Raw genomic sequence first — 26,676 nt, 5'->3', positions numbered from 1 at the left:
TGGTTGGCGCCTGGTCGGCCGCCGCGCGGTCCGGCAGCATGGAGCACATGGACCGGGAACAGCTCGCCGCCTTTCTCCGCAGCCGCCGGGCGAAGGTCCTCCCGGCCGACGTCGGCATCGACGGTGGCGCCCGCCGGCGCACCCCCGGCCTGCGCCGCGAGGAGGTGGCCCGGCTCGCGGGCATCTCGGTCGACTACTACGCCCGGCTGGAGCAGGCCCGCGGGCCCCGCCCGTCGCGGCAGGTGCTCGGCGCGCTCGGCCGGGCGCTGCGCCTGCACGACGACGAGCGCACCTACCTCTTCCAGGTCGCCGGCGAGCAGCCCGACCTGCCCGCGGGGCCGTCGCCGCACGTGTCGGCGGGCATCCTGCACCTGCTGGACCGCCTCGACGACACCCCGGCGTTCGTGATCGACGCGAAGTACGACCTGCTCGCCTGGAACTCGATGGCCGTCGCGCTGATGGGCGACCCCACCGCGACCGGCTCGCGCAACATGATCTGGAACCTGTTCACCGGCCCGACCGGCCTGACGTCGCAGGAAGCGTCCCGGTTCGCCGACGAGTGCGTCGCCGACCTGCGGGCCGCCTCCGTCCGGTACCCCGGCGACCCCGGCATCCAGTCGCTGATCGCGCGGCTGCGCTCGACCAGCCCGGACTTCACCCGCCGCTGGGACGAGCACCAGGTGTGCGTCCGCCGCGTCACGACGAAGCGCTTCGAGCACCCCGCCCACGGCGAGCTCGTCTTCGACTGCGAAGTCCTCGACATCGCCGACGCCGGCCAGAAGGTGATCTTCTACACCGCCGAGCCGGGCTCCCACAGCGCGTGGGTCCTGTGCTCGCTGCGCCGGCGCCCCGCGTACGCCGGCTGAAGCGCGGTCACTGGCGGGCGGCCTGGGCGATCTGGTTGCGGAAGCCGGGGCGCAGGGTCGAGGCCTTCGCCGACTCGTGGGTGAGGCGGGCGCTGAGCAGGCCGCCCTGGCGGGCGATCCCCGCGGCGAGGGCCGGCACCAGCGGCAGCAGCCAGTCGGCCAGGAGGCCGCGGGCCGGCAGCTGCGCGACGAGCAGCACGGCGAACGCGACCGCGACCCCCTCGACCATGCCGCGCCAGGCTCCCCGCCCCGAGGCGGCGACCGCTTCGCGGCGGGTGATCGTGGCGGTGTCGAGGCCGTCGAGCGCCCTGGTGTCGCGGCGGCCGAGGTTGAAGCACGCACACCCGACGCTCGTGGAGGCGCCGAGCACCGTCGCGGCGACGACGCTCCTGGTCAGCAGGATCGTCAGCCCGAACACGGCCCCGCCGGCCCCGCAGGCGACGAGGGCGCGCAGCCACTCTTTCTTGTCCCCCGGGTACCAGTAGTAACGCGTGGTGTTGGGCGTCAGCTGCCGGATGATGTGGCCCATGCGAAGCTTCCCTTGTTCAGCCGGGTGGCCTCTTGATCATCCTGCACGCGGGGGGCAGTTTGCCGGGAAATGGCGGTTTAGAACAGTACGGTCGCGAAGGTGCCCACCTGCTGGAACCCGCACCGTTCGTACACCGCGCGGGCAGGCGTGTTGTAGTCGTTGACATACAGGCTGACCGATGGTGCCACCCGCCGCAGGGCGTCGCGCACGATCGCGGCGATCCCGCCCCGGGCGAGCCCCCGGCCGCGCCACTCCGGCGCGGTCCAGACGCCCTGGATCTGCGCGGTGTGCTTGGTGACCACCGCCAGCTCGGCCTTGAACACGACCTGTCCGTTGATCACCCGCGCGTACGCCCGGCGGGCCCGGACGAGCTCGCCGACCCGTTCCCGGTAGGAGCGCTCGCCGCCGTCCGCGGTCGGTGAGACGCCGACCTCCTCGGTGTACATCGCGACCGCTGCCGGGAAGAGCAGGTCGACCTCGTCGGGCCGTACGAGGCGCACCCCGGGGTCGGCGGGCACCGGTGCCGGCGACGAGGTCGCCATCAGCGGCTGATTCGGCCGTACGTCACGCGACGGCCCCCAGGACGGCGCCAGCCGGCTCCACAGGCCGAGGACCGCGTCGGCGGACCCGACGATCGACGAGCAGCCGCGCGGCTCGCCCGCCACCATGTCCGCGAACGCCGCGACCGCCGACGCCGAGGCGTTGACGGGGATCAGGTTGGCGCCGAGCCAGCACAGCGACTCCAGGTGACGGCGCGAACCGTAACCGAAGATCCGGGCGTCCTGCCGCCACCAGGCCAGCCCGGCCATCGAGATCCGCTCGGCGACCTGCGCGCCGCCGAACGGGTCGCCGTCGAGCAGCCGCTCGACGGCACCGCGCTCGGCGTCGCCGAGGAGCCTCGCCGCCACCGTTAGCATGCGTACAAGCCTGCCAGATCCGCCCGGGGACAGCCGCACATACCCGCCGCCGCCGTCCCCGTGTCCGGCACTAGTGGACCGTGACGGAGGGGCCGAGGCCGCGCAGCTCCTCGGGCAGATCGACGCCCATCTCCTCGGCGAGGCGCAGCGCCTCCTCGACCAGGGTCTCCACGATCTGCGACTCCGGCACCGTCTTGATGACCTTGCCCTGGACGAAGATCTGGCCCTTGCCGTTGCCGGACGCGACGCCGAGGTCCGCCTCGCGCGCCTCACCCGGGCCGTTGACGACGCAGCCCATGACCGCGACCCGCAGCGGCGCCGGGAACCCGTCGAGCGCGGCGGTGACCTGCTCGGCCAGGGTGTAGACGTCGACCTGGGCGCGGCCGCAGGACGGGCACGAGACGATCTCCAGGCCGCGCTCGCGCAGGCCGAGGGCCTCGAGGATCGCGTTGCCGACCTTGATCTCCTCGACCGGCGGGGCCGACAGGGAGACGCGGATCGTGTCGCCGATGCCCTCGGCGAGCAGCGCGCCGAACGCGACGGACGACTTGATCGTGCCCTGGAACGCCGGGCCGGCCTCGGTGACGCCCAGGTGCAGCGGGTAGTCGCACTGCTCGGCGAGCTGCCGGTACGCGCGGATCATGACGACGGGGTCGTTGTGCTTGACCGAGATCTTGATGTCGCGGAAGCCGTGCTCCTCGAACAGCGAGCACTCCCACAGCGCCGACTCGACCAGGGCCTCGGCGGTCGCCTTGCCGTACTTCTCCAGCAGGCGCTTGTCGAGGGAGCCGGCGTTGACGCCGATGCGGATCGGGATGCCCGCGTCGGAGGCGGCCTTGGCGATCTCCTTGACCTTGTCGTCGAACTGGCGGATGTTGCCCGGGTTGACCCGGACGGCCGCACAGCCGGCGTCGATCGCCGCGAACACGTACTTCGGCTGGAAGTGGATGTCGGCGATGACCGGGATCTGCGACTTCTTCGCGATCGCCGGCAGCGCCTCGACGTCGTCCTGGCTGGGCACGGCGACCCGCACGATCTGGCAGCCCGAGGCGGTGAGCTCGGCGATCTGCTGGAGCGTGCTGTTGACGTCGGCGGTGAGCGTGGTCGCCATGGACTGCACGGACACCGGCGCGCCGCCACCGACCGGCACGGAGCCGACCATGATCTGGCGTGACTTACGGCGCGGTGCGAGTGCCGGCGGAGGGACGGTCGGCAGGCCGAGGCTGACAGCGGTCATGGAGTGCGCCACCTGTTCCAGGTCTTGTGATCGTCTACTTGAGGCTGATCGGGTTCACGAAGTCGGCGGTCACCGTCAGCAGGACGAAGACGCCGAGGATGCCTATCACGCCCAGCGTGATGGGCGCCAGCTTGTAGTAGTCCACCCGACCGGGGTCGGGTTTGCCCAGCTTGGCCGCGAACCAGGACCGCACGCGCTCGAACCAGGCGATCGCGATGTGACCGCCGTCCATCGGCAGCAGCGGGAACAGGTTGAAGATGCCGAAGAACAGGTTCAGGCTGGCGAAGAGCAGCAGCAGCGAGGCCCAGTCGCCGAGCTCGAACAGCTCGCCACCGATCCGGCTGGCGCCGACGACGCTGACCGGGGTCTCCGGGTCGCGCTTCTCGCCGAAGATCGCCTTGAACAGGTTGGGCACCTTCTCCGGGATGTCCTTGAACGAGGCGAACGTGCGGTCGATCAGCGACCAGGTCAGGGTGAAGGTCTTGTCGACGCCCTCGACCGGGCCGTACGAGACGTGCGGGATCTCCGAGGTCCGCGGGGCGATGCTGATACCCAGCAGACCGCCCTGCTCCAGGTCGTCCGCGGTGATCTTGTCGGCGGTCTTGACCACGTCGGGCTTGATCCGCTGTGCCTCGGGGATGTCGGCGGTGCCGCTGAGCGTCTTGCCGTCGCGGGTCCAGGTCACCGGGACGGTCTGGTTGGTGACCTTCTTGAGCTGCTCGCGCAGCGTGCCCGAGTTGGGTGTGGCGACGCCGTCGATGGACGTGATCAGGTCACCGGACTTGAGGCCGAGCTGCGCCGCCGGGCTCTTCGGGTCCTTGGCGGGGTCGCAGGCCTTCGGCGCCTTGGTGCTCGCGTCGTACTCCCACTTGGTGGCGATGCACTGGGCGACCGGGCCGACCCGGACCGGCAGGTCGTCCTGCTTGGTCTCCGGGTCGGGGATGCCGACGAACGAGAAGAGCACCCACAGCGTGATGAGGGTGATCGCGAAGTGGGTGATGGAGCCCGCGCTCATCACGATCGTCCGCTTCCACACCGGGAAGCGCCACATCGCCCGGGGATCGTCGGCGCCGGCGACACCGGTCACCGGGTCGACCTCGTCCTCCTGGGGTGTCATCCCCACGATCTTCACGAAGCCGCCGAACGGCAGCGCCTTGACGCCGTACTCGGTCTCGCCGCGCTTGAACGACCAGATCGTCGGGCCGAACCCGGCGAAGTACTTGGTCACCCGCATGCCGAACCATTTGGCGGTCAGCATGTGCCCCGCTTCGTGCAGACACACCGCGAACAGGATCCCCACCGCGAAGAGGACGATCCCCACCGTGAACGCCATCAGGCCCCTTTCCCAGCCGCGATCCGCTCGCGCGCATAGGCCCGCGCCCAGGATTCGGCGGCGAGCACGTCATCGACGGTACCTGGTTCGGCAAAGTCCGGTGCGTCCGTAAGGGTCTGCTCCAAAGTCTCCACAATTCCCAGGAAAGGAAGGTCACCCGCTGTGAACGCGGCCACACACTCCTCGTTGGCGGCGTTGTAGATCGCCGGCCGGCACCGGCCCGCCTCCCCGGCCGCCTTGGCGAGGGCGACCGCGGGGAACGCCTCCTCGTCGAGCGGGCGCAGCTCCCACGTGTGCGCCTTGGTCCAGTCGACGCCCGGCGCGGCGTCGGCGACCCGGTCGGGCCAGCCGAGCGCGAGCGCGATCGGCAGGCGCATGTCGGGCGGGCTGCACTGGGCGAGCGTCGAGCCGTCGTGGAACTCGACCAGCGAGTGGATCACCGACTGCGGGTGGACCATGACGTGGATGTCGCGGTACGCCACCCCGAACAGCTCGTGCGTCTCGATCACCTCGAGGCCCTTGTTGACGAGCGTGGCGCTGTTGATCGTGACGACCGGGCCCATGTCCCAGGTCGGGTGGGCGAGCGCCTCCTGCGGCGTGACCCCGACGAGCTGCTCGCGGGTCCGGCCGCGGAACGCGCCGCCCGACGCGGTCAGGATCAGGCGCCGGACCTCCTTGGCCGTGCCGCCCCGCAGCCCCTGCGCGAGGGCCGAGTGCTCCGAGTCGACCGGGACGATCTGGCCCGGCCGGGCGGCGGCTCGCACGAGCGGCCCGCCGGCGACCAGGGACTCCTTGTTGGCCAGGGCCAGGATGCGGCCCGCACGCAGGGCGGCGAGCGTCGGGGCCAGGCCCAGCGAGCCGACGACCCCGTTGAGGACCATGTCGCACGGCCACTGTGCCAGCTCGGTCATCGCGTCGGGCCCGGCGAGGATCTTCGGCAGCCGGAAGTCGCCGGTGGCCCAGCCCCGGCGGGCGGCCTCGCTGTAGAACGCGAGCTGCAGGTCCTGCGCGGCGGTGGCCTTCGCCACGCCGACCGCGTCGACGCCGAGCTCCAGCGCCTGCTCGGCGAGCAGGCGGACGTTGCCACCGCCGGCGCCGATCGCGACCACACGGAACTTGTCGGGATTGCGCCGGACGATGTCGATCGCCTGGGTGCCGATCGAGCCGGTCGAGCCCAGCAGGACGATCTCGCGGGTGGTCACCCGTCCATTGTCTCAGGCGTGCACGTGCCGAGGTTGCCGACCGGGTGCCGATGTCGCGGGGGCACGCAGTGGCGCGCCCCCGCGACCGACCGTCATCGCGGTGAATCCCAGATGCCATCCCCGTTCGTACACATGTACCAATTATAGATCATCACCAACACCCGGGCAATCGAATTACGGGGCCACCCGGTGCAGGTCACGCGGGAAGAGCGTGGTCTCGCGGACGTTCGCCGCGCCCGTCACGCGGGCCATGAACCGCTCCAGCCCGATCGCGAACCCACCGTGCGGCGGCATGCCGTGCCGGAACGCCTCCAGGTAGGTCTCCAGCGCCTCCGCGTCCTGGCCGCTGTCCCGCACGGCGGCCAGGTAGTCCTCGTGCCGGTGCAGGCGCTGCCCGCCCGTGACCAGCTCGAGCCCGCGGAACAGCAGGTCGAAGGAGTTGGACCAGCGCGGCTCGTCCGGCTGCGGGTGGGTGTAGAAGGGGCGTTTGCGCATCGGGTAGCCCTCGACGTACACGAAGTCCGAACCGTGCCGCTGCGCGGCCCACTCCCCCAGCGCCCGCTCGTGCTCCGGGGCGAGGTCCGGCTCGTCCTCGGGCGCCCCCGCGATCCGCAGCGCGTCGCGGAAGTGCAGCACCGGCACCTCGTCCGGCAGCCTGATGCCACCGAAGCCGCCGGCCTCGACGGCGCCGACCATCGCCCGGATCACCTCGGTGAGCACGGCCATGACGTCGCGGTGACTCTGGATGAATCCCAGCTCGGCGTCGAGGGACGTGTACGTCGCCAGGTGGCGGGACGTGTCGTGCGGCTCCGCCCGGAAGACGGGGCCGACCTCGTACACCCGCTCGAAGACACCGACCATGGTCTGCTTGTAGAACTGCGGCGACTGCGCCAGGTACGCCTTCGCGCCGAAGTAGTCGATCTCGAACACGTTGGCGCCGCTCTCCGTGGCGCTGCCGACGATCTTCGGGGTGAACACCTCGGTGAACCCGCGCTCGTCCAGCGCCCTGCGGAACGCCCCGACCGCCCGCGCCGACGCCGCGAACACCTTCTGGCGCTGCGGGTGCCGCAGCGTCACGGCGGCATGGTCCAGCAGCACCGGCAGCGACGCGGTGAGCTCCGGCCGGAACAGCTCCACGGGCGGCGGCTCGGCCGGCCCCAGCACGGTGAACACCGGCTCGACCAGCTCCACCCCGCCGGGCGCCGCCTCGTTGGCGACGACCCGCCCCGTCACCGCGACGACCTGCTCCTCCGCCGGCACCACCGGCTCCCTGCACACGATCTGCAGCAGCCCTTCGCGGTCGCGCAGGACCACGAACGCGACCTTGGCGAGCAGCCGCCGCCGATGGACCCAGCCCGCCACGTTCACCGTTTCGCCGATGTACTGAGGAAGCTGGCTGGACAAGATGCGATGCATGACACCTCCCGAGGGACTCCGCTCCCCGGAGGTGTGGGCGATGGGGCCGGTCGCGGTGCCACCACACCTTCGCCACGGCACGCCGCCGTGACCTCGATGCAAACGGCTCCGCAGCGCATCACCATGCGTTCGTCAGGCGCGGATGCGTCCGCTTCATCGCCGTGCCCTTCGATGGTAGGCAAGTTTTCGGTTTCGCCGCGACGGGAATTCAACCCGGGTGAGCAGCACCCGGCAGGTCCCCGAAACGCGCCTGATGGCCCGCGACGACCTCTCCGCCGACGACGCCTGGCACACGCTGCGGCGCCACGGCGGCTGGTGCCTGCTGCGCGACGCCTTCCTGCGCTTCCGGTACGGCGACGGCTTCAGCCACGCGCGCGCCCTCGGGCTGCAGCTCTGCCTCGCGATCGTGCCGTTCCTGATCGCCCTCACCGGTCTGGTCAGCAAGCTCGGCGTCGCCGAGGGCGGCCAGGTCGTCGCGGACACCGTCCTCGCCCTCACCCCCGGCGCCAGCGACCAGCTCGTCCACGACCTGCTCGCCGACTCCGACCGCGCCGAGTCCATCGGCGAGTTCGCCCTCACCGCCGGTCTGATCACCGGAATCGTCGCCCTCACCACCGCGATGGCCCAGATCGAGCGCGGCGCCAACCGCATCTACGGCGTCGAACGCGACCGGCCCGCCCACATCAAGTACGGCCGCGCGGTCCTGCTCGCCGCCGGCGCCGGCATCCCCGCCCTGACCGGCTTCCTCATGCTGGTGGCCGGCGGCGACCTCGGCCGCTCCGTCCGCACCCACTACTCCTGGGGCGCCCCCGTCGACGCCGTCTGGCAGCTCCTGCGCTGGCCCTTCAGCGTCGCCCTCGTCGTCACCGCCGTCGCGGCCATCTTCCGCTTCGCCCCACGCCGCCGCCAGCCCGCCTTCTCCTGGCTCCTCTTCGGCGCCGCCCTCTCCACCGCCTTCTGGTGGCTGATCAGCGCCCTGCTGGCGTTCTACGTCAGCAGCAGCGACGCCTTCGGCGCCACGTACGGCGCCCTGACCGGCATCATGGCCCTGCTCCTGTGGGCGAACCTGACGGGGATCGCCCTGTTCCTGGGGATCGCCTTCGGCGCCCAGCTGGAGGCCCTGCGCGTCGGCGTCCCTGAGCCCGTCGTCGAGGACCAGTGGGTCCCCGTCGACGAACAGCTCGACCGCGACCCCGACACCGATCCCCAGGCCTTCGCCCACAACCAGCTCAACGCCCCCACCCGCTGACCCTCACCCCCCGCCTCCCGCCGCGATCCCGGGCGATTCCGGTGGTCCAAGCCACCGCACCATGACGCAGGCCACCTCGACGGGGGCCACGCCGCCCCTCGAGACGGCAACCTCGAACCGGCCGGCAACAGCCGGCCGCGGCGGCCGCCCGGACGCAGCAACGACTTTTTCAGAGCCGGCCCCAAGACCAGCCAGAATCAGCGCCGGCCAACCACGACCTCCCCGCCGACCCGAGCCGGATCACGGGACCGCGCCGACACCGGCGATCCGGTAGGCGGCCGAGGGCGACACCGCAGCCAGCGCCCCCGACGCAGACGAACTCTCCAGGGCGTCCACGGCGGTCGACTCCCCGGCAAGCCCAGACCGGCGCGAGACAGCCACACGGATGCCGGCGTGGTGGTGCCTTCGGCCGCTCGCAGGTTGTCGGTGGCGGCCGCCCTGTGGTCCGGCTGGTGTCTGCCGGCATAGACGACCCGGACCAGTCCGGGCTGGCGCGAGACGAAGCCCCCAGACGGTCGGGGCCAGCACGAGACAGTGCCCCCAGACGGGTCCGGGCCAGCACGAGACAGTGCCCCCAGACGGGTCCGGGCCAGCACGAGACAGTGCCCCCAGACGGGTCCGGGCCAGCACGAGACAGTCAGACGAACACCGCCAGACAGCGACCGGAACACGGGAAAGCCGGCACAGGCAACCCGAAAGCCCCGCAAGCGAGCCGAGAGCCCCCGAGCGAGCCGAGAGCCCCCAAGCGAGCCGACGGCCCCGCATGCGGCCGGGACCAGCCGCGAGCCGCTGGGCCCGGCCGGATAGCAGCCGCCAACAGCCGCGAGCCGCTGGGCCCGGCCGAGTGGCAGCCGCCAGCAGCTGAGCGCGGCCGAGTGGCAGCCGCCAACAGCCGCCGAGCGCGACCGGGTAGCAGCCGCCAACAGCCGCGAGCCGCTGGGCCCGGCCGAGTGGCAGCTGCCAGCAGCTGAGCGCGGCCGAGTGGCAGCCGCCAACAGCCGCCGAGCGCGACCGGGTAGCAGCCGCCAACAGCCGCGAGCCGCTGAGCGCGGCCGAGACCAGCCGACCGCAGCCAGCCGCCAGCAGCCGACGCGACGCCGCGCCCGACCGGCCCGGAGCAGGCGAGATTCCGGGTGAGCCGCCGGGCTCGCGCAGGTCAGCCTGGTAAGGGCTGGCGGGCGCCGGTCGGGACGCGGGGGTTGCCGAGGTCGGCGCGGTGGCCGGCGGCGTTGCCCGCGTCGAAGCCACCGCCCGTCAAGCGGCGTGGGCGGGCGGTGCGCAGGTCCGGATACTGCTCGTCGACCGCCACGTCGACAGCGCGGCCGCGGTCGGCCAGGACGAGGGCCACGCCTGGCTGGTCGGGCGTGGCGGCGCGATTGCGCTCGTCGGCCTCGGCGAAGCGGTGGGCGACCGCCGAGCTGAACCCGATGAGCCAGGAACGGCGCCAGGCGGCGACCTGCTCGCCGGGCGGGACGGGCTCGGCGAGGACGCCGCGGGCCGCCTGGACGAGCAGTGAGGCGAACAGCAGCTCGACGCCGGCGACGTCGGACTCGAAGCCGAACAGGTGCATGGAGATGCGCAGGCCGTCGCGGGTGCGGTGCTGCAGGCGGACCGAGCGGCAGCGCAGGGAGGTGGCGACCACGTGCAGGAGATGGGCCTTCTCGCGCAGATACGGCGGGTGCAGCTCGACCAGCCGGTTGCCGACGGTCTGCGGGCGCAGGCCGTCGGTGGCGGCGAGCAGGGCCTGATCGATGCCGTACTTGCCGATGAGCTCGGCGGCCTTGGCGGTCAGCGCCTCGGCCTCCTCCCGCGTGCACGCGGGATCCTCGGCCTTGGCGAGCAGCTTCCGAACCTTCTCCAACACGACCTGAGGCTACCGCCGACCTACGACAATTCCGCCGGAGCGCCGTCCACCGAAGCGCCGTCCGCCGAACCCGAAGCGCCGTCCGCCGAACCCGAAGCAGCCGCGGGGCGGGAGCGCAGCTCGTGCCCCACACTCGTCAGGCAGCGCCCGCTGGGCAGGTCGAACTTCCAGCCGTGCAGCTGGCAGGTGAGCGTGTTGCCGTCGACGATGCCGAAGCGGGTCAGGTCGGCCTTCAGGTGCGGGCACCGGCGCTGCACGATCCAGTCGCCCAGCTTGATGTCCTCGGCGTCGGGCTTCTGCTCGGCGAACCAGCCCTCCGCGTACTGCAGGCGCTCCTCCGAAAGGCACTTGAAGAACGAGTAGACGAACTCGTTGTACTGGCCGATGCGGGTGGCGGTGAAGCGGCAGGACAGGAAGAGCGAGTTGACCCAGTCGACCTCCTCGATGAAGAGGAGGTGCTCGATGAGGGCGCGCTCGGTGCGGAAGCGGTAGCGCACCTTCTCGTCGGCGTACTGGCGGACCTGCTTGCCCGGGAAGTCGACGACGATCGACTCGACGGAGGTGCCGTCATACCCGACCAGGTCGAAGCGGACCGGGCCGCCGACGCCCTTCGCCAGGTAGACGGACTCGTCCAGCAGCGGCTCGATGCGCCGCTTCATCTCCTTGAGCACGTCGACCTCGGGGTGCCGCCAGGACGCCTTCGCGGCCTCGATGATCGGGCGCTTGCGCGACCGCATCTCCTCCAGGTGCTCCCGCTTGTGCGCGAAGAACTCCTCGACGTCGGTCGGGTGCACGGTGGAGACCGAGTCGGGAGTCACCGTCATCACCGACCCGGGCAGCAGCACCGTGGAGTTGGTGCCGCCGTGCTTGGCGTACTCCTGCTGGAACACCCACTGGTCGGGGAAGATGTTGCCCTCGTCACCGAAGATGTCGTTGAACTGCCACAGCTCGTCGTCGAGGAAGCACGGCGGACCCGCGATGGGCACCACGTGCGAGGCCTTGAGGTCGTCGATGTACCTGAAGGTCCGGTCGAACTGCCGGTCGCGCTTCTGCTTGCCGAACGCGGTCTTCGCGGCCTGCGGCAGGTCGTAGACCATCGGGTACCAGATGGCGCCGGAGAACTGGAGCAGGTGCACGTGCACCTGGCCGAGCGCGGCATACGTGGTGAGGTCGGTCGGGCGGGCGTCGTTCTGGTTGAGGACGCGGATCCCGTTGTGCTCGACCCACAGCGAGGAGTCACCGATCGGCCCGTCGGTCGGCGAGGTGAGCGCCTGGATCATGATCTTCAGGCCGCCGTCGAGCTCGTGGACGTGGTCGCTCTTCGTCTCCAGGAACTTGGTGAAGCCGAGCGCCTCGAGCTCGTCGCGCATCTCCGACGTGGGGAACTCGGGCAGCAGGACCGTCGCCTTCTTCGACACGAAGCGCTTCAGGTGCTCCGCGTCGAAGTGGTCCCGGTGCAGGTGGGACACGTAGAGGTAGTCGCAGTCGCCGAGCGCCTCCCAGTCGAGCAGGGAGTTGTCGGGGAACGGGAACCACGACGCGAAATACGCCGGGTTGACCCACGGGTCGCAGAGGATGCTGCCGGCATCGGTGTCGATGCGCAGGCTGGCGTGTCCCGTCCCGGTGATCCGCACCGCGTTCCTCCCTCAACAACAACTGGCGTGCCGTCCCGACGCTACCCGACCGACCCGCAACCGTCGGTCCGGGTGCCGCATGCCAGACTTTGTCGCGAAGCACACCTGCAGCGAAAGGACGCGTCGTGGCCGAGCACGAGCCTGTGACCTCTCCCGACCAGCACAAGCCGGGACACCCGCGGGCCGCCCGCTTCGGTGCTGCCGTCACCGTGCTGCTCATCCTGGGGATGCTGGTCGGCAACCACCAGGGCAGGGTCGAGGACATCTGGTTGATCGTGATCGCCGGTGTACTGGTTCTCGCCCTCATCGGGGACTGGGTGCTGCGCCGGAACGGCCTTCGGTAACTCGCTGGTCGTACATGCGACAAAAGGCGCACCGGAGCACCGGTGCGCCTTTTGACGTCCGCGCTCAGCGGCGGCGCATCACGAGGTCACGGACCTCCTTGAGGGCGGCGTCGACCTCCGCCTCGAAGTAGCCGCCGGGCACCAGGTTGAAGTGCGACGGGTCGAGGTCACCGTCGGTCAGCGGGCCACCACGGCCGGACAGCGACGCCATCACGCCCTCGAACAGCCGGTCGACCTGCGCGCGGTCGTAGCCGCTGCCGAAGCGGCGCAGCTGGAACGTGCGGCGCAGCTGGTCGATGCGGGCCACCTCGGTCGACTGGTGCTGCACCGGCGCACCCGGGGGCGGGCCGCCGTAGGGGTCGCCGTACGGGTCACGGTCGGGGCCGCCGCCATACGGCTCGCGGTCACGGTCGGGCGCGCCGCCGTAGGTCGCCGGCTCGGGCCGGTCGCGGTCCATGCGGATCTCGGCGGTCATGTCCGCGCGCGGCTGGCGCGGCGCCTCGTAGCCACGGTCGTCGTCGAAGGCGCCACCGTACGTGGGCTCGTCGTAACGGCCGTAGTTCGGGTCGCGCGGCGGGCCGGCGGGAGCGGGGGCCGGCCGCGGCGGCAGGGCGGGTGGCGGCGCCATCGGCGGGGGGCCCATCCGCTCGGGCTGCATCCGCTCCATCGGCGGCGGACCCATCCGCTCCGGCTGCATGCGCTCCATGGGTGGAGGGCCCATGCGCTCCGGCTGCATCCGCTCCATCGGGGGCGGACCCATCCGCTCGGGCTGCATGCGGTCGGGCATCCGCTCGGGGGCCATCCGCATCTCGCCGCTGCGGGCGTCGAGGGCGCGGCCGAAGCCACCGCCGCCGCGCTCCTCCAGCTCGGCCAGCTGGCGCTCGACCCGGTCGAGGTGCAGGTCGACCTGCCACTCGTCATATCCGCCGAAGCGCACCCGGAAGACCACGTCGTGGACCTCCTGAGCGCTCACCGGCGCGCCCATCGGGTCACCGGAGAGGGTGGCCTCGACCCGGTCGAGGAACGAGTCGACCTCGTCGACCTTGTATCCCCGCCGCAGCGCACGGCGCCGGAACCGCTGACCCTGACTCACTGTGTCTCCTCGTTCGCTCGCCGTGCTAGCAAGCCTGTTTCACGCTCTCCCACCTTGCCACCGTTTGAGGCGGCAAGCTGCCCGCAGGCCCCATCGATCTCCCGGCCACGGGTGTCGCGCACCGTGGTCGCGACCCCTGCCGCCCGAAGGCGCCGGACGAACTCTCGCTCCACCGGCTTGGGACTAGCGTCCCACTTACTCCCCGGTGTCGGATTGAGCGGGATGAGATTGACATGCGCGAGACGACCGGACAAGAGCCGGCCGAGCAAATCAGCCCGCCACGGGTGGTCGTTCACATCCCGGATCATTGCGTATTCAATGGACACACGCCGACCAGTGCGAGCCGCATACTCCCACGCGGCATCAAGCACTTCGGCGACCTTCCAGCGTTGGTTGACCGGCACGAGCGTGTCGCGCAGATCATCATCGGGTGCGTGCAGCGACAGCGCAAGCGTCACCGACAGCCCCTCCTGCGTCAACCGGCGCATCGCCGGGACCAGCCCGACGGTGGACACGGTGATGTGCCGCTGGGAGAGCCCGAGCCCTTCCGGGGCGGGTTCGGTGAGCCTGCGGACCGCCGCGACGACCCGGTTGTAGTTGGCGAGAGGCTCGCCCATGCCCATGAACACGACCCGCGACAGCCGGTCCGGGCTGCCGGGCAGGACCCCGCGGGCGGCCATCCCGGCGAACCAGACGACCTGGTCGACGATCTCCGCGGTGGAGAGGTTGCGGGTGAGCCCGGCCTGGCCGGTGGCGCAGAACGGGCATGCCATCCCGCAGCCCGCCTGGCTCGACACGCACACCGTCACGCGGTCTGGATATCCCATGAGGACGCTCTCGACGAGGGAGCCGTCGTGAAGCCGCCACAAGGTCTTGCGGGTCGCCCCGTCGTCGGTGGCCTTCTCGTGTACGGGGTGCAGCAGCCGCGGCAGCAGCGCCTCCGCGATCGCGTCCCTGCTCCTGGCCGGAAGGTCGGTCATGTCGGCGGGGTCGCGGACCAGCCGGCCGAAGTAGTGCGCCGACACCTGCCCCGCGCGGAACGCCTGCTCCCCCAGCTCGGCGACGGCGGCCCGGCGCCCGGCGAGATCGAGGTCGGCCAGGTGGCGTGGTGGCATGGTCGCGCGGCGGCCGTCACTCGTCGTGCCGGTCGCGGCGGATCCGAGGTTCAGAACAGGGAGCTGTGTCATGACGTCTTCAAGTGTCCCATGCCGAGTCGCGTGATCTTCAGTACCGCTGGCCAAGGGCACTAGGACGGGGGCACCAGGAACGCCAGAACGGCGTACGCGGTCGGCAGGGCGAGCAGGATCGAGTCCAGCCGGTCCATGAGCCCGCCGTGACCGGGCAGGAGGTTGCTCATGTCCTTGACGCCCAGATCGCGCTTGATCAGCGACTCGCCGAGATCGCCGAGCACGGACGCGGCCGCGACCGCGACCCCGAAGACGACCCCGTGCCACCAGGTGGCGTCGGACAGGAGCAGCGGAATCGCCACCGCGCTGCCGGCACCGGTCCACACGACCGACCCCGCGAAGCCCTCCCACGACTTCGCCGGGCTGACGGATGGTGCCATCGGGTGCTTGCCGAGGAAGACACCGGTGACATATCCGCCCGTGTCGGACAGCACCACGGCGACGATCGTCACCAGGACCCGCACCGCGCCGTCGGAGACGCCCCGGCCGGGGTGCGCGAGCAGCGCCGCGAAGGCGCCGAGGAACGGCACGTACACCGCGATCAGGGCGCCGGCGGTGACGTCGCGCTGGTAGTCGCGGGGACCGCCGGCGAACCGCCACACGAACACCGCCAGCAGCGTCACGAGCAGGGCGACCGGCAGGACCTCGGCGCCGCCGAACCAGGCGAGCACCACCATGGCCGGCCCGCCGACGAGCAGCGGCACGAGCGGCGGCCTCGCCTTGTTGACGCTGACGGCCCGGACCATCTCCCAGATGCCGACCACGACGGCGAGCACCACCAGGCCGAGGAACGCCGGGATCCACACGAAGAGCGAGGCGAGGACCGCACCGCCCAGGCCCACGCCGACACCGATCGCGGCGGGGAGGTTGCGGCCGGCGCGGCGCTTGGGTTTCTCGCGGGCGGGCTCTTGTTCGTTTGGCATAGACGCCTCGGGCGCGGCATCAACGTGCCGCGCCCTGGTCGAAGGGTTACCGGGGGGCGTCATCAGACCTCGAGGAGCTCTGATTCCTTGTGCTTGAGCAGCTCGTCGATCTGGGCGACGAACCTGTGCGTCAGGTCGTCGAGCTCCTTCTCGCCGCGGCGCCCGTCGTCCTCGCCCGCCTCGCCGTCCTTGACGATGCGGTCGAGCTCTTCCTTCGCCTTGCGGCGCACGTTGCGCACGGCGACCCGGGCGTCCTCGGCCTTGTGCCGCGCGATCTTGATCATCTCGCGGCGCCGCTCCTCGGTCATCTGCGGGAGGTTGATCCGGATCTGCGTGCCCTCGTTGTTGGGGTTGACCCCGAGGTCCGAGTCGCGGATCGCCTTCTCCATCGCACCGATCACCGAGGCGTCGTACGGCTTGATGATCGCCATACGAGGCTCCGGGATGGCGATCGACGACATCTGCGGCAGCGGGGTGGGCGTGCCGTAGTAGTCGACCATCACCTTGCCGAACATCGCCGGGGTCGCTCGGCCGGTCCTGATGACCGCGAACTCCTCCTTGGCGTGCTCGATCGCGCGCTCCATCTTCTCTTCGGCCTCGAAGAGAGCTTCTTCGATCACGTGGTCTTTCCTCCTCGATCCGGGATGGGCTCGGCGGTGATGAGTGTGCCGATCCTCTCACCACTCAACGCGCGAGCCACGCTGTCCTCCCCCTCGGCGCCGAACACGAGCATCGGCAGCGCGTTTTCCTGGCAGAGGCTGAACGCGGTCTGGTCGACGACCCGAAGGCCCTGCACCAGGGCATCGGCGAACGTCAGGCTGTCGAGCTTGCGGGCCGTCGGGTCGGTACGGGGGTCGGCCGTGTACACACCGTCGACGCCGTTCTTGCTCATCAGGACCGTGTGCGCGTGGATCTCCAGGGCGCGCTGCACGGCGACGGTGTCGGTCGAGAAGTACGGCATGCCGGCGCCGGCGCCGAAGATCACGACCCGCCCCTTCTCCATGTGCCGGATCGCGCGGCGCGGAATGTACGGCTCCGCGACCTGCGCCATGCTGATCGCGCTCTGCACCCGCGTGTCGATGCCTTCCTTCTCCAGGAAGTCCTGCAGCGCGAGGCAGTTCATGACGGTGCCGAGCATGCCCATGTAGTCCGCGCGGGACCGGTCCATGCCGGCCCGGGACAGCTCGGCGCCCCGGAAGAAGTTGCCGCCGCCGACGACGACGGCCACCTGGACACCGCGGCGGACGACGGCCGCGATCTGGCGGGCCATGTGCCGCACCACGTTCGGGTCGACACCGACGGCGCCACCGCCGAACACCTCGCCGGAGAGCTTCAGCACGACGCGTCGGACCCCGATCGGGGCCGGCGTCAATGCCTGCCTTGCCGCTTCCACAGCGGTCTGCGTCATCTGGGCAACCTCTCCGTGTCCGTTCTGCCGCTGAAAGGGGATATGACGAGGGGGTCCCGGCATCCAGTGTGGATTCCGTGACCCCCTCCGCGCCCTGCTATCAGGCCTGGCCGACCTCGAAGTGGACGAACCGTGTCACCTCGATGCCGGCTTCAGCCAGCACCTGCTTGACGGTCTTCTTGTTGTCGCTGACCGACGCCTGCTCGATGAGGACGAAGTCCTTGAAGAAGCCGTTGACCCGGCCCTCGATGATCTTCGGCAGGGCGCCTTCCGGCTTGCCCTCCTCGCGAGCGGTCTGCTCGGCGATGCGACGCTCCGACTCGACCGTGTCGGCCGGGACGTCCTCGCGGGTCAGGTACTTCGGCCGCATGGCCGCGATCTGCATCGCGATGCCACGCGCGTCGGCGAGGGCGGCCTCGTCGTCCTTGCCGCTGAACTCGACCGCGACGCCGACCTGCGGGGGCAGGTCCGGGCTCTTGCGGTGCATGTAGATCGCCACCGGCGAGCCCAGGACCGCGAGGCGGTTGATGACGAGCTTCTCGCCGATGCGCGCCGACTCGGTCTGGATCAGCTCGGCCACCGTGCTGTCGCCGAGCTTCGAGGCCAGCAGGGCCTCGACGTCGGCCGGCTTGGTCTCGTCGATGTGCTTGGCCAGCTTCTGGCCGAGCTCGACGAACGCCTCGTTCTTGGCGACGAAGTCCGTCTCACAGTTGATCTCGACCAGACCCGTGCCGACGTGGGCGACCAGGCCGTTGGCCGTGGTGCGGCCGGCACGCTTGCCGACGTCCTTCGCACCCTTGATGCGCAGCAGCTCGACGGCCTTGTCGAAGTCGCCCTCGGCCTCCTCGAGCGCCTTCTTGCAGTCCATCATGCCGGAGCCGGTCAGATCGCGGAGTCGCTTGACATCCGCGGCGGTGAAGTTGGACATGACTCTCTCTCGCTTGAGTTCGCCTTGACGGCTCGCTGTCAGGCCTGGGTGGTTTCGGCGGCGGGAGCGGCGTCGTCGGGCTTGGCACCCTCGAGCAGCTCACGCTCCCACTCAGCGAGCGGCTCGTCACCGGCCACGACGCCCGGCTCGGGCTTCTGGTCGGCACGGGTGGCGCGGCCCGACCGGGCGATGAGGCCGTCCGCGACCGCGTCCGCGACCACGCGGGTCAGCAGGGCGGCGGAGCGGATGGCGTCGTCGTTGCCCGGGATCGGGAAGTCGACCTCGTCGGGGTCGCAGTTGGTGTCGAGCACGGCGATGACCGGGATGCCCAGCTTGCGGGCCTCGTCAACCGCGATGTGCTCCTTCTTGGTGTCGATGACCCAGATCGCCGACGGGAGCTTCTGCATGTCGCGCAGACCACCGAGCGTGCGGCTCAGCTTGGTCTGCTCGCGCGACAGCTGCAGGGTCTCCTTCTTCGTGTAGCCCTGCGCGGTGCCGGTGAGGTCGAGGGACTCGAGCTCCTTCATCCGCTGCAGCCGCTTGTAGACGGTCTGGAAGTTGGTCAGCATGCCACCCAGCCAGCGGTGGTTGACGTACGGCTGACCGACACGCGTCGCCTGCTCGGCGATCGCCTCCTGCGCCTGCTTCTTCGTGCCCACGAACAGCACCGAGCCGCCCTCGGCGACGGTGTTGCGGATGTAGTCGTAGGCCTTGTCGATGTAGTCCAGCGTCTGGCGCAGGTCGATGATGTAGATACCGTTGCGCTCCGTGAAGATGAAGCGCTTCATCTTCGGGTTCCAACGGCGGGTCTGGTGCCCGAAGTGCACGCCGCTTTCCAGCAGCTGGCGCATGGTCACAGCCATGTTTGCGGGATCCTTTCGATCCTGGTTTCCACGACGGTCCGGTCGGTCCGCCGTCCTGGCGCCCGGTCGTCGGCCGTCTCACCCGACTCAGCGCGTGGCTGCGGATCGGGACCAGGGCGGCCGCCGCCCTGATTTCTGGCCCGGCGCGAGAAAGCGGCGGGCTGCGGGAGGGCGCGCGAGGTCGACCGTGCGTGCACGGTCGCCGTCCGGAAGTGTACGCGCAGTCGACGGCGACCCACGAATCCGCCCCCGGCCGCCGCGCCGGACGGGCCCCAGCCGAGCTTGGGGAGCTCACCGCGGCAGGCGGGCCGTCCGCTGGTCAGGCGGGCTTCTCGCCGGCGCCGCTCCCGCCGGTCAGCCGGTCAGAGGACGGGGCCGGCTCGTCGGGTGGACGGGCCGCGGCACGTCACTTGGACAGGCCGCGGCTCATCGCGTGGACAAGGTCGCGGCACGTCACGTGGACAGGCCGCGGCTCATCGGGTGGACAAGGTCGCGGCTCGTCGCTTGGACCGGGCCGCGGCCGGTCAGGTGGACAGGGCCGCCGCGATGAACAGCAGCACCGCGATCGGCAGGTACGCCAGCGGCGTCCGCAGCCAGGCCCGCGCCCCCTGGGCGGCCGCCGCGGCCCCACCGATCAGGCCGTACAGACCGAGGGCGAACATCGGCAGCCCGAGAATCATGAAGATGCTCGCGAGCGTGCCGGCGGCCTCGATCTTGTCCGCGGTCATCGCGGTCAGGAACAGCCGCAGCACCGGCACCTCGAAGACGACCGTGAGGACCACCAGCGCGACGGCCAGCCCCGGACGCTTCGACCGGTACACCGCACCGCCGGGCTCGGCCGCCGCTGCCGCCGCTGACGGTGCGGCCGCCGGCGGCGGGATCGCCGCGGTCAGGGTCGTCGGCGCCGCGAACGCGTCCTGCTGGCTCTGCTGAGCCTGCTGGCCGTACCCGCCCTGCGGCGGCGCCGGAGCCGCCGGCACCGTGGGCACCGTCACCACGGGCGACGACAGGGCGGTCAAGGGCGCGCTCGGGGCGCCACCGGACACCGGCCGCTGCAGCGCGCCGCGGTCGATCGCCTCGGACCGCCGCGACCGGGAGACCGACTCGACGGCGTCGGGGTGCTCGGGAGCCGGCGGGAGCGGGGCGCTGAACTGCCCGCTCGGGCTGTCACCGTACGTCAGGGGGTCGCCGCTGCCGTAACCACGGGACGCGCTGCGTGGCTCCGGGACCCGGTAGCCGTCGTCGTAGTCACGGTCGTCCGCGTACCGCGTCGGCGTGTAGCCACGGTCGTCCCCATACCCTCGGTCGTCGCGCGACCGGTCGTCGCGGCGATCACCGCGGCCAGGCTCGTCGTATCCACGGTCGTCCGGGTACCAGCGGGGCTCCGCATCCGGGTCCGGGGAGTAGTTCCGGCGTCCATCCACGGTCCGTCACGGTAGGCGGTCCGGATGATCCCCGCCACTCCGGCGGAGTGCCGGATATCCGCCGGTGGCGCTCCTGGGCGACCCCGGCGGTGACCGGGGTCGCATACTCGGTGGGTGACTGACGCCTCGCGTGATCAACTCGTCGCCCGCATGCGCCCCTTCGGCACGACCATCTTCGCCGAGATGTCGGCACTCGCGGTCCGCACCGGCGCGGTCAACCTCGGCCAGGGCTTTCCCGACACCGACGGCCCCGCCGCCATGCTCGACGCCGCCGCCGCTGCCCTCCACTCCGGCCGCAACCAGTACCCGCCGGGCCCCGGCGTCCCCGAGCTCCGCGCGGCGATCTCGGCCCACCAGAAGGCGTTCTGGGGCCTGGACTACGACCCCGACGGGGAGATCATCGTCACGGCCGGCGCGACCGAGGCGATCGCCGCCAGCATCCTCGCCCTGTGCGAGCCCGGCGACGAGGTCGTCTGCTTCGAGCCCTACTACGACTCCTACGCCGCCTCCATCGCCCTCGCCGGCGCGGTCCGCCGCCCGGTGACCCTGCGCGCCCACGACGGCGGCTACGCCTTCGACCCGGCGGAGCTGCGCGCCGCCTTCGGCCCCCGCACCCGGCTCGTCCTGCTCAATTCCCCCCACAACCCGACCGGCAAGGTCTTCACCCCCGACGAACTGGCACAGATCGCCGCCCTCTGCGAGGAGTTCGACGCGGTCGCCGTCACCGACGAGGTCTACGAGCACCTGGTCTTCACCGACGCCGACGCCCCCCACGTGCCGATCGCGTCCCTGCCCGGCATGCGCTCCCGCACGCTGCAGATCTCCTCCGCCGGCAAGACCTTCTCCTGCACCGGCTGGAAGATCGGCTGGATCTGCGGCCCCCGCGACCTGGTCTCCGCCGCCCTTCGCGTCAAGCAGTTCCTCACCTTCGTCAACGCCGGCCCCCTCCAGCCCGCGATCGCCGTGGCCCTGAACTCCCCGCCGTCCTACTACGAGCAGTTCCGCGACGACCTGCAGCGCAAGCGCGACCGCCTCCGCGAGGGCCTGACCGCCGCCGGCTTCGCCGTCCTCCGCTCGGAAGGCACCTACTTCGTCACCGCCGACATCACCCCTCTCGGCGGCACCGACGGCGTCGACTTCTGCCTCGCCCTGCCCGAGCGCTGCGGCGTCGTCGCCGTGCCCACCCAGGTCTTCTACGACGACGCCTCGGCCGGCCGCCACATCATCCGGTTCGCCTTCTGCAAGCGCGACGAGGTCATCGAGGAAGCCATCACCCGCCTCCGCCGCCTCTGACCCCGCCGTCACATGGTTGTGGACCGTGGCCACGACCATGTGACCTGCCGACCGACGAACGGAACAGCACCACACCCAGAACGCTGATCTCCCCGAACCCGACCGACCAGCGAACAGATCTGGCCGCGGACACTGCACCCGTCGTCCGCTCACGACGCCGCCAGACACGACACCACCCCGGACACGGCACCGCCCCGGACACGGCACCGCCCCGGACACGACACCGCCCCGGACACGACACCGCTTCAGACAGAACGCCGCCCCGGGCGGCCCGGCGCTCCTTCCGCGGCGGTGGCCTGGCTACTGATCGGGGCCGCTGCCGGGCCGGTGCGGACGCGGGCGGCGTGCGTGGTGGACAGGGCGGGCGGCCGAGAAGGTGCCGGGTCGGGGCGGCTGTCACGAGCGGGGCCTCGGGGCGAGGCGGTAGCCGGCTTCGGTGCTGATGACGAAGCCGTGCTGCTCCAGGACGGGAAGGGTCCGGCGGGCGTCGCGGGTGGCGACGCCGGCGATGGCGGCGATCTCCTCCGCCGATCGGGCGGCGCGGGGGGCCACGGCGTCGAGGACCCGGGCCTGGGTGGCGTCGAGGGCGTCCTCGGGGCGTTCGTCGCCGTGGATGGGGTCGGCGAGCTCGCCGAAGCGGCCGACCTCCTCGACGATCTCGTCGACGCGCGTGACGAGGACGGTGCCGGGGGTGCGGAGCTCGACGTGGCAGCCGACGGACATCGCCGAGGTGATCGAGCCGGGGACGACCATCGCGGAGCGCTCCAGGCGGCGGGCATAGGAGAGCGTGTTGCGGGCGCCGCTGCGGGAGCCGGCCTCGACCATCACGGTGCCGCGGGTGGCGGCGGCGATGACCCGGTTGCGGGTCAGGAACCTGGTCTTGTGCGGCCGGGTGCCCGGCGGCCACTCGGTCAGCAGGAGCCCTTCCTCGGTGATGCGCTCGAACACGGCCGCGTTGGAGACCGGGTAGACCTGGTCGATGCCGCAGGCGAGCACCGCGCAGGTCAGCCCGCCGGCGGCGAGCGCTCCCCGGTGGGCGGTGACGTCGACGCCGAGCGCGCCGCCGGAGACCACCGTCCAGCCGCGCTCCGCCAGGCCGAAGGCGAACTCCGACGCGACGAACTCGCCATAGTTGGTGATGGCCCGCGCGCCGACCACGGACACCGACCGCTCCAGGGTCTCCTCCAGCCGGACGGGGCCGCGCAGCCACAGGCACAGCGGCGGGTCGGTGTCGCGGCGGAGCGCGTCGGTGCCGTCGCGGCTGACCCGGGTGAGGTCGTCGAGCGCGGCGGGCCACTCGTCGTCGGCGGCGGTGACCATGCGCGCGCCGAGCCGGTCCGCCCGCTCGGTCATCTCGTCGGCCAGGGTGTGCGCGACCCGCTCGGCCCACGCGTCGGCGGAGCCGGTGCGCGTGTCGAGCAGGGCGGCGTCGAGGCGGGCGTGGACCGCGCCGGTGAGCGCCTCGGTGACACCGTGCCCGTGCAGCACCATGACCAGCGCCTCCGGCGCCCCGACAGCCCGCACCAGCAGCCCGAGCTCCCGGCTGCCGGGCTCGACCAGATGGGCCAGCGCCAGCCGCGCCGCCCGGTCGGTGGCGCTCATCGGCCTCTCCTTGACCGCATCTCGAGTGCTTCGTAGACGTCGCCGATGGTCGGGCGGTCGCGGCCGTCGAGGTCGGCGACGGTCCAGGCGACACGGGTCGCGCGGTCCATGCCCCGGGCGGACAGCTGGCCGCGGTCCATCGCGGTGGCCAGCGGGTGCAGCACGGTGCGCGGCAGCCGGAAGCGCCGGTCCCGCAGGACGGTGGCGGGGACCTCCCCGTTGGACCGGGCGTGCGGCGCCCATCGGCTCGCCGCCGCCTGCCGTGCCCGCACGACCCGCGCCGCGACGGTCGCGGACGACTCGGCCGGCTCGGTGCCGAAGAGCGCCGCCGCGCGCACCGCGACGACGTCGACCTGCAGGTCGACCCGGTCCAGCAGCGGGCCGGAGAGCCTGGACCGGTACCGGACGCGCACCCCCGGCGGGCACTGGCACATGGCGTCGCCGCCGGGCCTGGCGCACGGGCACGGGTTGGCGGCGAGGACCAGCTGGGCCCTGGCGGGATAGACCGTCTCGCCGTGGACCCGGCGCAGCCGGACCTCGCCGTGCTCCAGCGGCTCGCGCAGGGCGTTGAGAGCGCTGGCCTGAAACTCGGCGCACTCGTCGAGGAACAGCACCCCGTGATGGGCGAGGCTGATCGCGCCGGGCTTGGCGATGCCGGAGCCGCCGCCGACGAGCGCCGCGATCGAGGACGTGTGGTGCGGCGCCTGCAGCGGCGCCCGGCGGATCAGGCCGTCGCCGGCCGGCAGCTCGCCGGCGACCGAGTGCAGCGCCGTGACCTCGATGGACTCCTGCTAGGTGAGCTCGGGCAGGATGCCGGGCAGCCGCTGCGCGAGCAGTGTCTTGCCGGCGCCGGGCGGCCCGAACATCGCCAGGTGGTGCCGGCCGGCGGCGGCCAGCTCGATGGCGCGGCGGCCGCGCTCCTGGCCGAGGACGTCGGCGAGGTCGGCCGGCGGGCGCTGCGCCGGTGGCGGCTGCATGGGCGGGTCGAGCAGCGTCTCGGTGCCGTGGACGAAGCCGATGATGCGGCCGAGGCAGTCGGCGGCGAGGACACGCACGTCGGGCACGAGCCGCGCCTCGTCGACGTTGCCGGGCGGGACGACGACGAGGCCGGCGCCGGCACGGCTGGCGGCGAGCACGGCGGGCAGCACCCCGCGGACGGGCCGGAGGGTGCCGTCGAGGCCGAGCTCGCCGAGGATGACCGCGTCGACCAGCAGGCCCGTCGGCAGGTCGGCGCCGGCGGCGAGCACCGCGAGCGCCATGGCGGTGTCGAACCCGGAGCCGTGCTTGCGCACATGGGCCGGCAGCAGGTTGACCGTGATGCGCTGCTGCGGCCAGCTGGCCCCGGAGTTGTGCACGGCAGCCCGGATGCGGTCGCGGGCCTCGGTGAGCGCGGCGTCGGGCAGGCCCGACACGACGAGGCTCGGCAGCCCGGGCGCGACGTCGGCCTCGACCACGATCACCTGCCCGACCACCCCCTGCAGGGCGACGGAGCGGATCTTCGCGTAGCCCATCAGAAGACCCCGCGGAGGTGCCGCACGCCGACGGTGTCGGCGCCGAGCAGGATGGCCACCACGTCGAAGCGGACCTGCCGCCGGTCGCCGGCGCCGTGCGTGACCAGCCAGCGGGCGGCGAGCCGACGCACGCGGCGGGCCTTGTCGGCGCTGACCGCCTCCGCCGGCGCCCCGAACTTGGCGCCCCGGCGGGTCTTCACCTCGATGAACACCAGCACCGGGCCGTCGCGGGCGACCACGTCGATCTCACCGGACGGGCAGCGCCAGTTGCGGTCGAGGGGGACGAGGCCGCGGGCGATGAGGTGCCGCACGGCCAGGCGCTCGCCGAAGCGGCCCACGATCTGGTTGGTGTTGGTCATGGATGGAGCCTGCCGCGTTTCGCGAAACGGGGCGCGACGCGAGCGGGCAACCTGTGGACAACGGACCGCTTGTGGACAACGGGAAGGGGACCGTCACAGCGACAGACGCCACTGCTCCTCGACGACGTTCACGCCGTACACGAACGCAGGGGTGGCGCTCTCGAGCACGAACCCGGCCCGCTGATAGATGCGCCGGGCGGCGAGCAGCACGTCCTGCGTGTACAGGACCATCTCCCGGTACCCGGCCCGCCGCGCGAACCGCACGCACTCGTCCACCAGCGCGCCGCCGACGCCCATCCCCCGCGCCGACGGCTCCACGAACAGGAGCCGGAGCTTCGCCACGCCCTCGTCCGCCCGCACGCAGAAGATCGATCCGACGGGGGCGCCGTCGACCTCGGCGATCCACCCCGCCTCGGTCCGCGGGTCGTGCGAGGTCGCGTAGTCGGCGGCGATGCGGGCCACCAGCGCCTCGAAGGTGACGTCCAGCCCGTACTCCGCGGCGTAGAGCGCACCGTGACGCTGCACGACCCAGCCCAGGTCGCCGGGCAGCGGCGGCCGCAGGACCACGGCACGCGGCGGCAGGACGCCCTCGAACACCGACCGGATCGTGGCCATCGCGCCGACCAGCCGCCGCCGGTCGACCTCGCCGACGGAGGCGAGCAGCCCGGCGATCTGCTCGTCGGAGCGCGCGTCCAGCGCCGCGAACGCCTCCCGCCCGGCCGGCGTCAGCTCGATGTGCCGGCGGCGCGCGTCCGATGCGGACCGGGACCGCGCGACGAGCCCGTCGGCCTCCAGCCTGCCGAGGATCCGGCTCAGGTAGCCGGCGTCGATGTCCAGCAGCCGCCGCAGCTCGGCCGTGTCGTGTGCGCTGTCCACGGCCAGCTCGTACAGCACCCGCACCTCGGCCAGCGAGTAGGCGGAGTCGTGCAGACCGGCCCGGAGCACACCGATCAGGTTCGTGTAGTAGCGGTTGAACTCCCGTACCGCCGCGACCGTCATAGTTGACATAGTCAACGATTCGTCGGACGAAGTCAAAGAGTTCAAGGCGATATCGCAAAGCGATAGCGGGCACTATCGTGGATGGCATGACCGCCCCTGCCGACAAGCTCGTGGAGCTGCTCGAGACGCTCCCCGCCCCCACCCGCCAGGAGATCACCGCCTGGCTCCTCGACCGCGGCACGCCGGCCCCGGTCGGCGGCGGCAACCTGCTCGCCGCCGCCGTCGACGTGCGCGCGGGCGTGCTGAACAACGCCCTCGGCGGCGCCCTGCCGGCGGGCGAGGAGAGCCAGCTCGTCACGTTCCGCCTGCCGACCGAGCGGCACGCCGAGCTGCGCGCCTGGTGTGCCGAGCACGGCTTCACGATGGCGGCGGTGGTCCGCGGCCTGATCGAGCGGTTCCTCGAGGACCAGCTCCGCCGCAAATGAGGCCGCAACCAAGGCAGCTGAGGCCGCCGGCACGAAGTCCGCGAAAGACCAGCGTCGCGGCCCAGCACGA

General features: G+C 71.8%; 24 protein-coding genes and 1 pseudogene. 5 read left to right on the top strand and 20 right to left on the bottom strand.

What is annotated here, in order from left to right:
• The first annotated feature begins 47 nt into the window (after positions 1 to 47).
• Complete coding sequence (locus ACFY3L_RS08655; protein WP_389320264.1) at positions 48 to 866, top strand: helix-turn-helix transcriptional regulator; 819 nt, start codon at positions 48 to 50, stop codon at positions 864 to 866.
• A gap of 7 nt (positions 867 to 873) precedes the next feature.
• Here the strand turns inward: ACFY3L_RS08655 and ACFY3L_RS08650 are convergent, their stop codons facing one another.
• The 6 genes from ACFY3L_RS08650 to aspS all read right to left on the bottom strand — a co-directional run bounded on the left by ACFY3L_RS08650 (position 874) and on the right by aspS (position 7,500).
• Positions 874 to 1,395 carry a hypothetical protein gene (locus tag ACFY3L_RS08650; protein ID WP_389320261.1) on the bottom strand — a complete coding sequence of 174 codons (522 nt, stop codon included), beginning with the start codon at positions 1,393 to 1,395 and terminating at the stop codon, positions 874 to 876.
• 77 nt (positions 1,396 to 1,472) lie between these two features.
• On the bottom strand, positions 1,473 to 2,312 hold the full coding sequence (locus ACFY3L_RS08645) for a GNAT family N-acetyltransferase (RefSeq protein ID WP_389320259.1): 840 nt from the start codon (positions 2,310 to 2,312) through the stop codon (positions 1,473 to 1,475).
• A gap of 70 nt (positions 2,313 to 2,382) precedes the next feature.
• The gene (ispG, locus tag ACFY3L_RS08640; RefSeq protein ID WP_389320256.1) at positions 2,383 to 3,549 is read right to left on the bottom strand and encodes a flavodoxin-dependent (E)-4-hydroxy-3-methylbut-2-enyl-diphosphate synthase; all 1,167 of its coding nucleotides are present in this window, start codon (positions 3,547 to 3,549) and stop codon (positions 2,383 to 2,385) included.
• 34 nt (positions 3,550 to 3,583) lie between these two features.
• Positions 3,584 to 4,882 carry a M50 family metallopeptidase gene (locus ACFY3L_RS08635; RefSeq protein WP_389320253.1) on the bottom strand — a complete coding sequence of 433 codons (1,299 nt, stop codon included), beginning with the start codon at positions 4,880 to 4,882 and terminating at the stop codon, positions 3,584 to 3,586.
• A complete protein-coding gene (dxr, locus tag ACFY3L_RS08630) occupies positions 4,882 to 6,069 on the bottom strand; it encodes a 1-deoxy-D-xylulose-5-phosphate reductoisomerase (protein WP_389321137.1) in 1,188 nt (395 codons plus the stop codon). The genes ACFY3L_RS08635 and dxr overlap by 1 nt, the downstream gene beginning before the upstream one ends.
• Before the next feature lie 189 nt (positions 6,070 to 6,258).
• Positions 6,259 to 7,500: an aspartate--tRNA(Asn) ligase gene (aspS, locus tag ACFY3L_RS08625; RefSeq protein WP_389320251.1), complete on the bottom strand. Its 1,242-nt coding sequence runs from the start codon at positions 7,498 to 7,500 to the stop codon at positions 6,259 to 6,261.
• Between the two features lie 217 nt (positions 7,501 to 7,717).
• On the opposite strand from aspS, the gene ACFY3L_RS08620 reads away from it, so the two are divergent.
• Positions 7,718 to 8,749 (top strand): YihY/virulence factor BrkB family protein, encoded by a 1,032-nt coding sequence (locus ACFY3L_RS08620; RefSeq protein ID WP_389320248.1) that lies wholly within the window; start codon positions 7,718 to 7,720, stop codon positions 8,747 to 8,749.
• A 1,156-nt stretch (positions 8,750 to 9,905) separates the two neighbouring features.
• Here ACFY3L_RS08620 and ACFY3L_RS08615 read toward each other — a convergent pair.
• Together ACFY3L_RS08615 and ACFY3L_RS08610 are read right to left on the bottom strand one after the other, a co-directional pair.
• On the bottom strand, positions 9,906 to 10,613 hold the full coding sequence (locus ACFY3L_RS08615) for a DUF2786 domain-containing protein (protein ID WP_389320245.1): 708 nt from the start codon (positions 10,611 to 10,613) through the stop codon (positions 9,906 to 9,908).
• A 20-nt stretch (positions 10,614 to 10,633) separates the two neighbouring features.
• A complete protein-coding gene (locus ACFY3L_RS08610) occupies positions 10,634 to 12,241 on the bottom strand; it encodes a Rieske 2Fe-2S domain-containing protein (protein WP_389321135.1) in 1,608 nt (535 codons plus the stop codon).
• 131 nt (positions 12,242 to 12,372) lie between these two features.
• Between ACFY3L_RS08610 and ACFY3L_RS08605 the strand changes: the two genes are divergently transcribed.
• Entirely contained in the window at positions 12,373 to 12,591 is a 219-nt protein-coding gene (locus tag ACFY3L_RS08605; protein ID WP_389320242.1) for a DUF2631 domain-containing protein, read from the top strand.
• Positions 12,592 to 12,655: 64 nt separating this feature from the next.
• On the opposite strand, the gene ACFY3L_RS08600 is transcribed toward ACFY3L_RS08605, so the two are convergent.
• The 8 genes from ACFY3L_RS08600 to ACFY3L_RS08565 all read right to left on the bottom strand — a co-directional run bounded on the left by ACFY3L_RS08600 (position 12,656) and on the right by ACFY3L_RS08565 (position 20,417).
• Positions 12,656 to 13,684 (bottom strand): DivIVA domain-containing protein, encoded by a 1,029-nt coding sequence (locus ACFY3L_RS08600; protein ID WP_389320239.1) that lies wholly within the window; start codon positions 13,682 to 13,684, stop codon positions 12,656 to 12,658.
• Positions 13,681 to 14,871 carry a 23S rRNA (adenine(2503)-C(2))-methyltransferase RlmN gene (gene rlmN / locus ACFY3L_RS08595; protein ID WP_389320236.1) on the bottom strand — a complete coding sequence of 397 codons (1,191 nt, stop codon included), beginning with the start codon at positions 14,869 to 14,871 and terminating at the stop codon, positions 13,681 to 13,683. The genes ACFY3L_RS08600 and rlmN overlap by 4 nt, the downstream gene beginning before the upstream one ends.
• Before the next feature lie 59 nt (positions 14,872 to 14,930).
• Complete coding sequence (locus ACFY3L_RS08590) at positions 14,931 to 15,794, bottom strand: phosphatidate cytidylyltransferase (RefSeq protein WP_389320233.1); 864 nt, start codon at positions 15,792 to 15,794, stop codon at positions 14,931 to 14,933.
• A 62-nt stretch (positions 15,795 to 15,856) separates the two neighbouring features.
• Positions 15,857 to 16,414: a ribosome recycling factor gene (frr, locus tag ACFY3L_RS08585; protein ID WP_344507912.1), complete on the bottom strand. Its 558-nt coding sequence runs from the start codon at positions 16,412 to 16,414 to the stop codon at positions 15,857 to 15,859.
• Positions 16,411 to 17,202 carry a UMP kinase gene (gene pyrH, locus ACFY3L_RS08580; RefSeq protein ID WP_389320230.1) on the bottom strand — a complete coding sequence of 264 codons (792 nt, stop codon included), beginning with the start codon at positions 17,200 to 17,202 and terminating at the stop codon, positions 16,411 to 16,413. Before pyrH ends, frr begins: the two co-directional genes overlap by 4 nt.
• A 100-nt stretch (positions 17,203 to 17,302) precedes the next feature.
• The gene (gene tsf, locus ACFY3L_RS08575) at positions 17,303 to 18,130 is read right to left on the bottom strand and encodes a translation elongation factor Ts (protein ID WP_389320228.1); all 828 of its coding nucleotides are present in this window, start codon (positions 18,128 to 18,130) and stop codon (positions 17,303 to 17,305) included.
• 38 nt (positions 18,131 to 18,168) lie between these two features.
• Positions 18,169 to 18,993, bottom strand: a complete 825-nt coding sequence (gene rpsB, locus ACFY3L_RS08570) for a 30S ribosomal protein S2 (RefSeq protein WP_389320226.1) — start codon at positions 18,991 to 18,993, stop codon at positions 18,169 to 18,171.
• Positions 18,994 to 19,517: 524 nt separating this feature from the next.
• Entirely contained in the window at positions 19,518 to 20,417 is a 900-nt protein-coding gene (locus ACFY3L_RS08565; protein WP_389320223.1) for a hypothetical protein, read from the bottom strand.
• A 114-nt stretch (positions 20,418 to 20,531) separates the two neighbouring features.
• On the opposite strand from ACFY3L_RS08565, the gene ACFY3L_RS08560 reads away from it, so the two are divergent.
• Positions 20,532 to 21,710 carry a pyridoxal phosphate-dependent aminotransferase gene (locus tag ACFY3L_RS08560; protein WP_389320220.1) on the top strand — a complete coding sequence of 393 codons (1,179 nt, stop codon included), beginning with the start codon at positions 20,532 to 20,534 and terminating at the stop codon, positions 21,708 to 21,710.
• A gap of 396 nt (positions 21,711 to 22,106) precedes the next feature.
• Here ACFY3L_RS08560 and dprA read toward each other — a convergent pair whose 3' ends face one another.
• The 4 genes and pseudogenes from dprA to ACFY3L_RS08540 all read right to left on the bottom strand — a co-directional run bounded on the left by dprA (position 22,107) and on the right by ACFY3L_RS08540 (position 26,181).
• A complete protein-coding gene (dprA, locus tag ACFY3L_RS08555; protein WP_389320217.1) occupies positions 22,107 to 23,312 on the bottom strand; it encodes a DNA-processing protein DprA in 1,206 nt (401 codons plus the stop codon).
• A pseudogene (locus ACFY3L_RS08550) lies at positions 23,309 to 24,823 on the bottom strand (YifB family Mg chelatase-like AAA ATPase). Before ACFY3L_RS08550 ends, dprA begins: the two are co-directional and overlap by 4 nt.
• A complete protein-coding gene (locus ACFY3L_RS08545; RefSeq protein WP_389320214.1) occupies positions 24,823 to 25,182 on the bottom strand; it encodes a YraN family protein in 360 nt (119 codons plus the stop codon). Before ACFY3L_RS08545 ends, ACFY3L_RS08550 begins: the two are co-directional and overlap by 1 nt.
• A gap of 93 nt (positions 25,183 to 25,275) precedes the next feature.
• Positions 25,276 to 26,181, bottom strand: a complete 906-nt coding sequence (locus ACFY3L_RS08540) for a GNAT family N-acetyltransferase (RefSeq protein WP_389320211.1) — start codon at positions 26,179 to 26,181, stop codon at positions 25,276 to 25,278.
• Between the two features lie 86 nt (positions 26,182 to 26,267).
• Here ACFY3L_RS08540 and ACFY3L_RS08535 point away from each other — a divergent pair, with 86 nt between their 5' ends.
• A complete protein-coding gene (locus ACFY3L_RS08535) occupies positions 26,268 to 26,606 on the top strand; it encodes a hypothetical protein (RefSeq protein WP_389320208.1) in 339 nt (112 codons plus the stop codon).
• The last annotated feature ends 70 nt before the right edge of the window (positions 26,607 to 26,676 follow it).

This window comes from Dactylosporangium sp. NPDC000521 (genome assembly GCF_042898305.1).
In the GTDB taxonomy this organism is placed as follows: domain Bacteria; phylum Actinomycetota; class Actinomycetes; order Mycobacteriales; family Micromonosporaceae; genus Dactylosporangium.
Note: the sequence above shows the minus strand (reverse complement) of the source record. Positions and strands in the feature narration are given on the sequence as shown.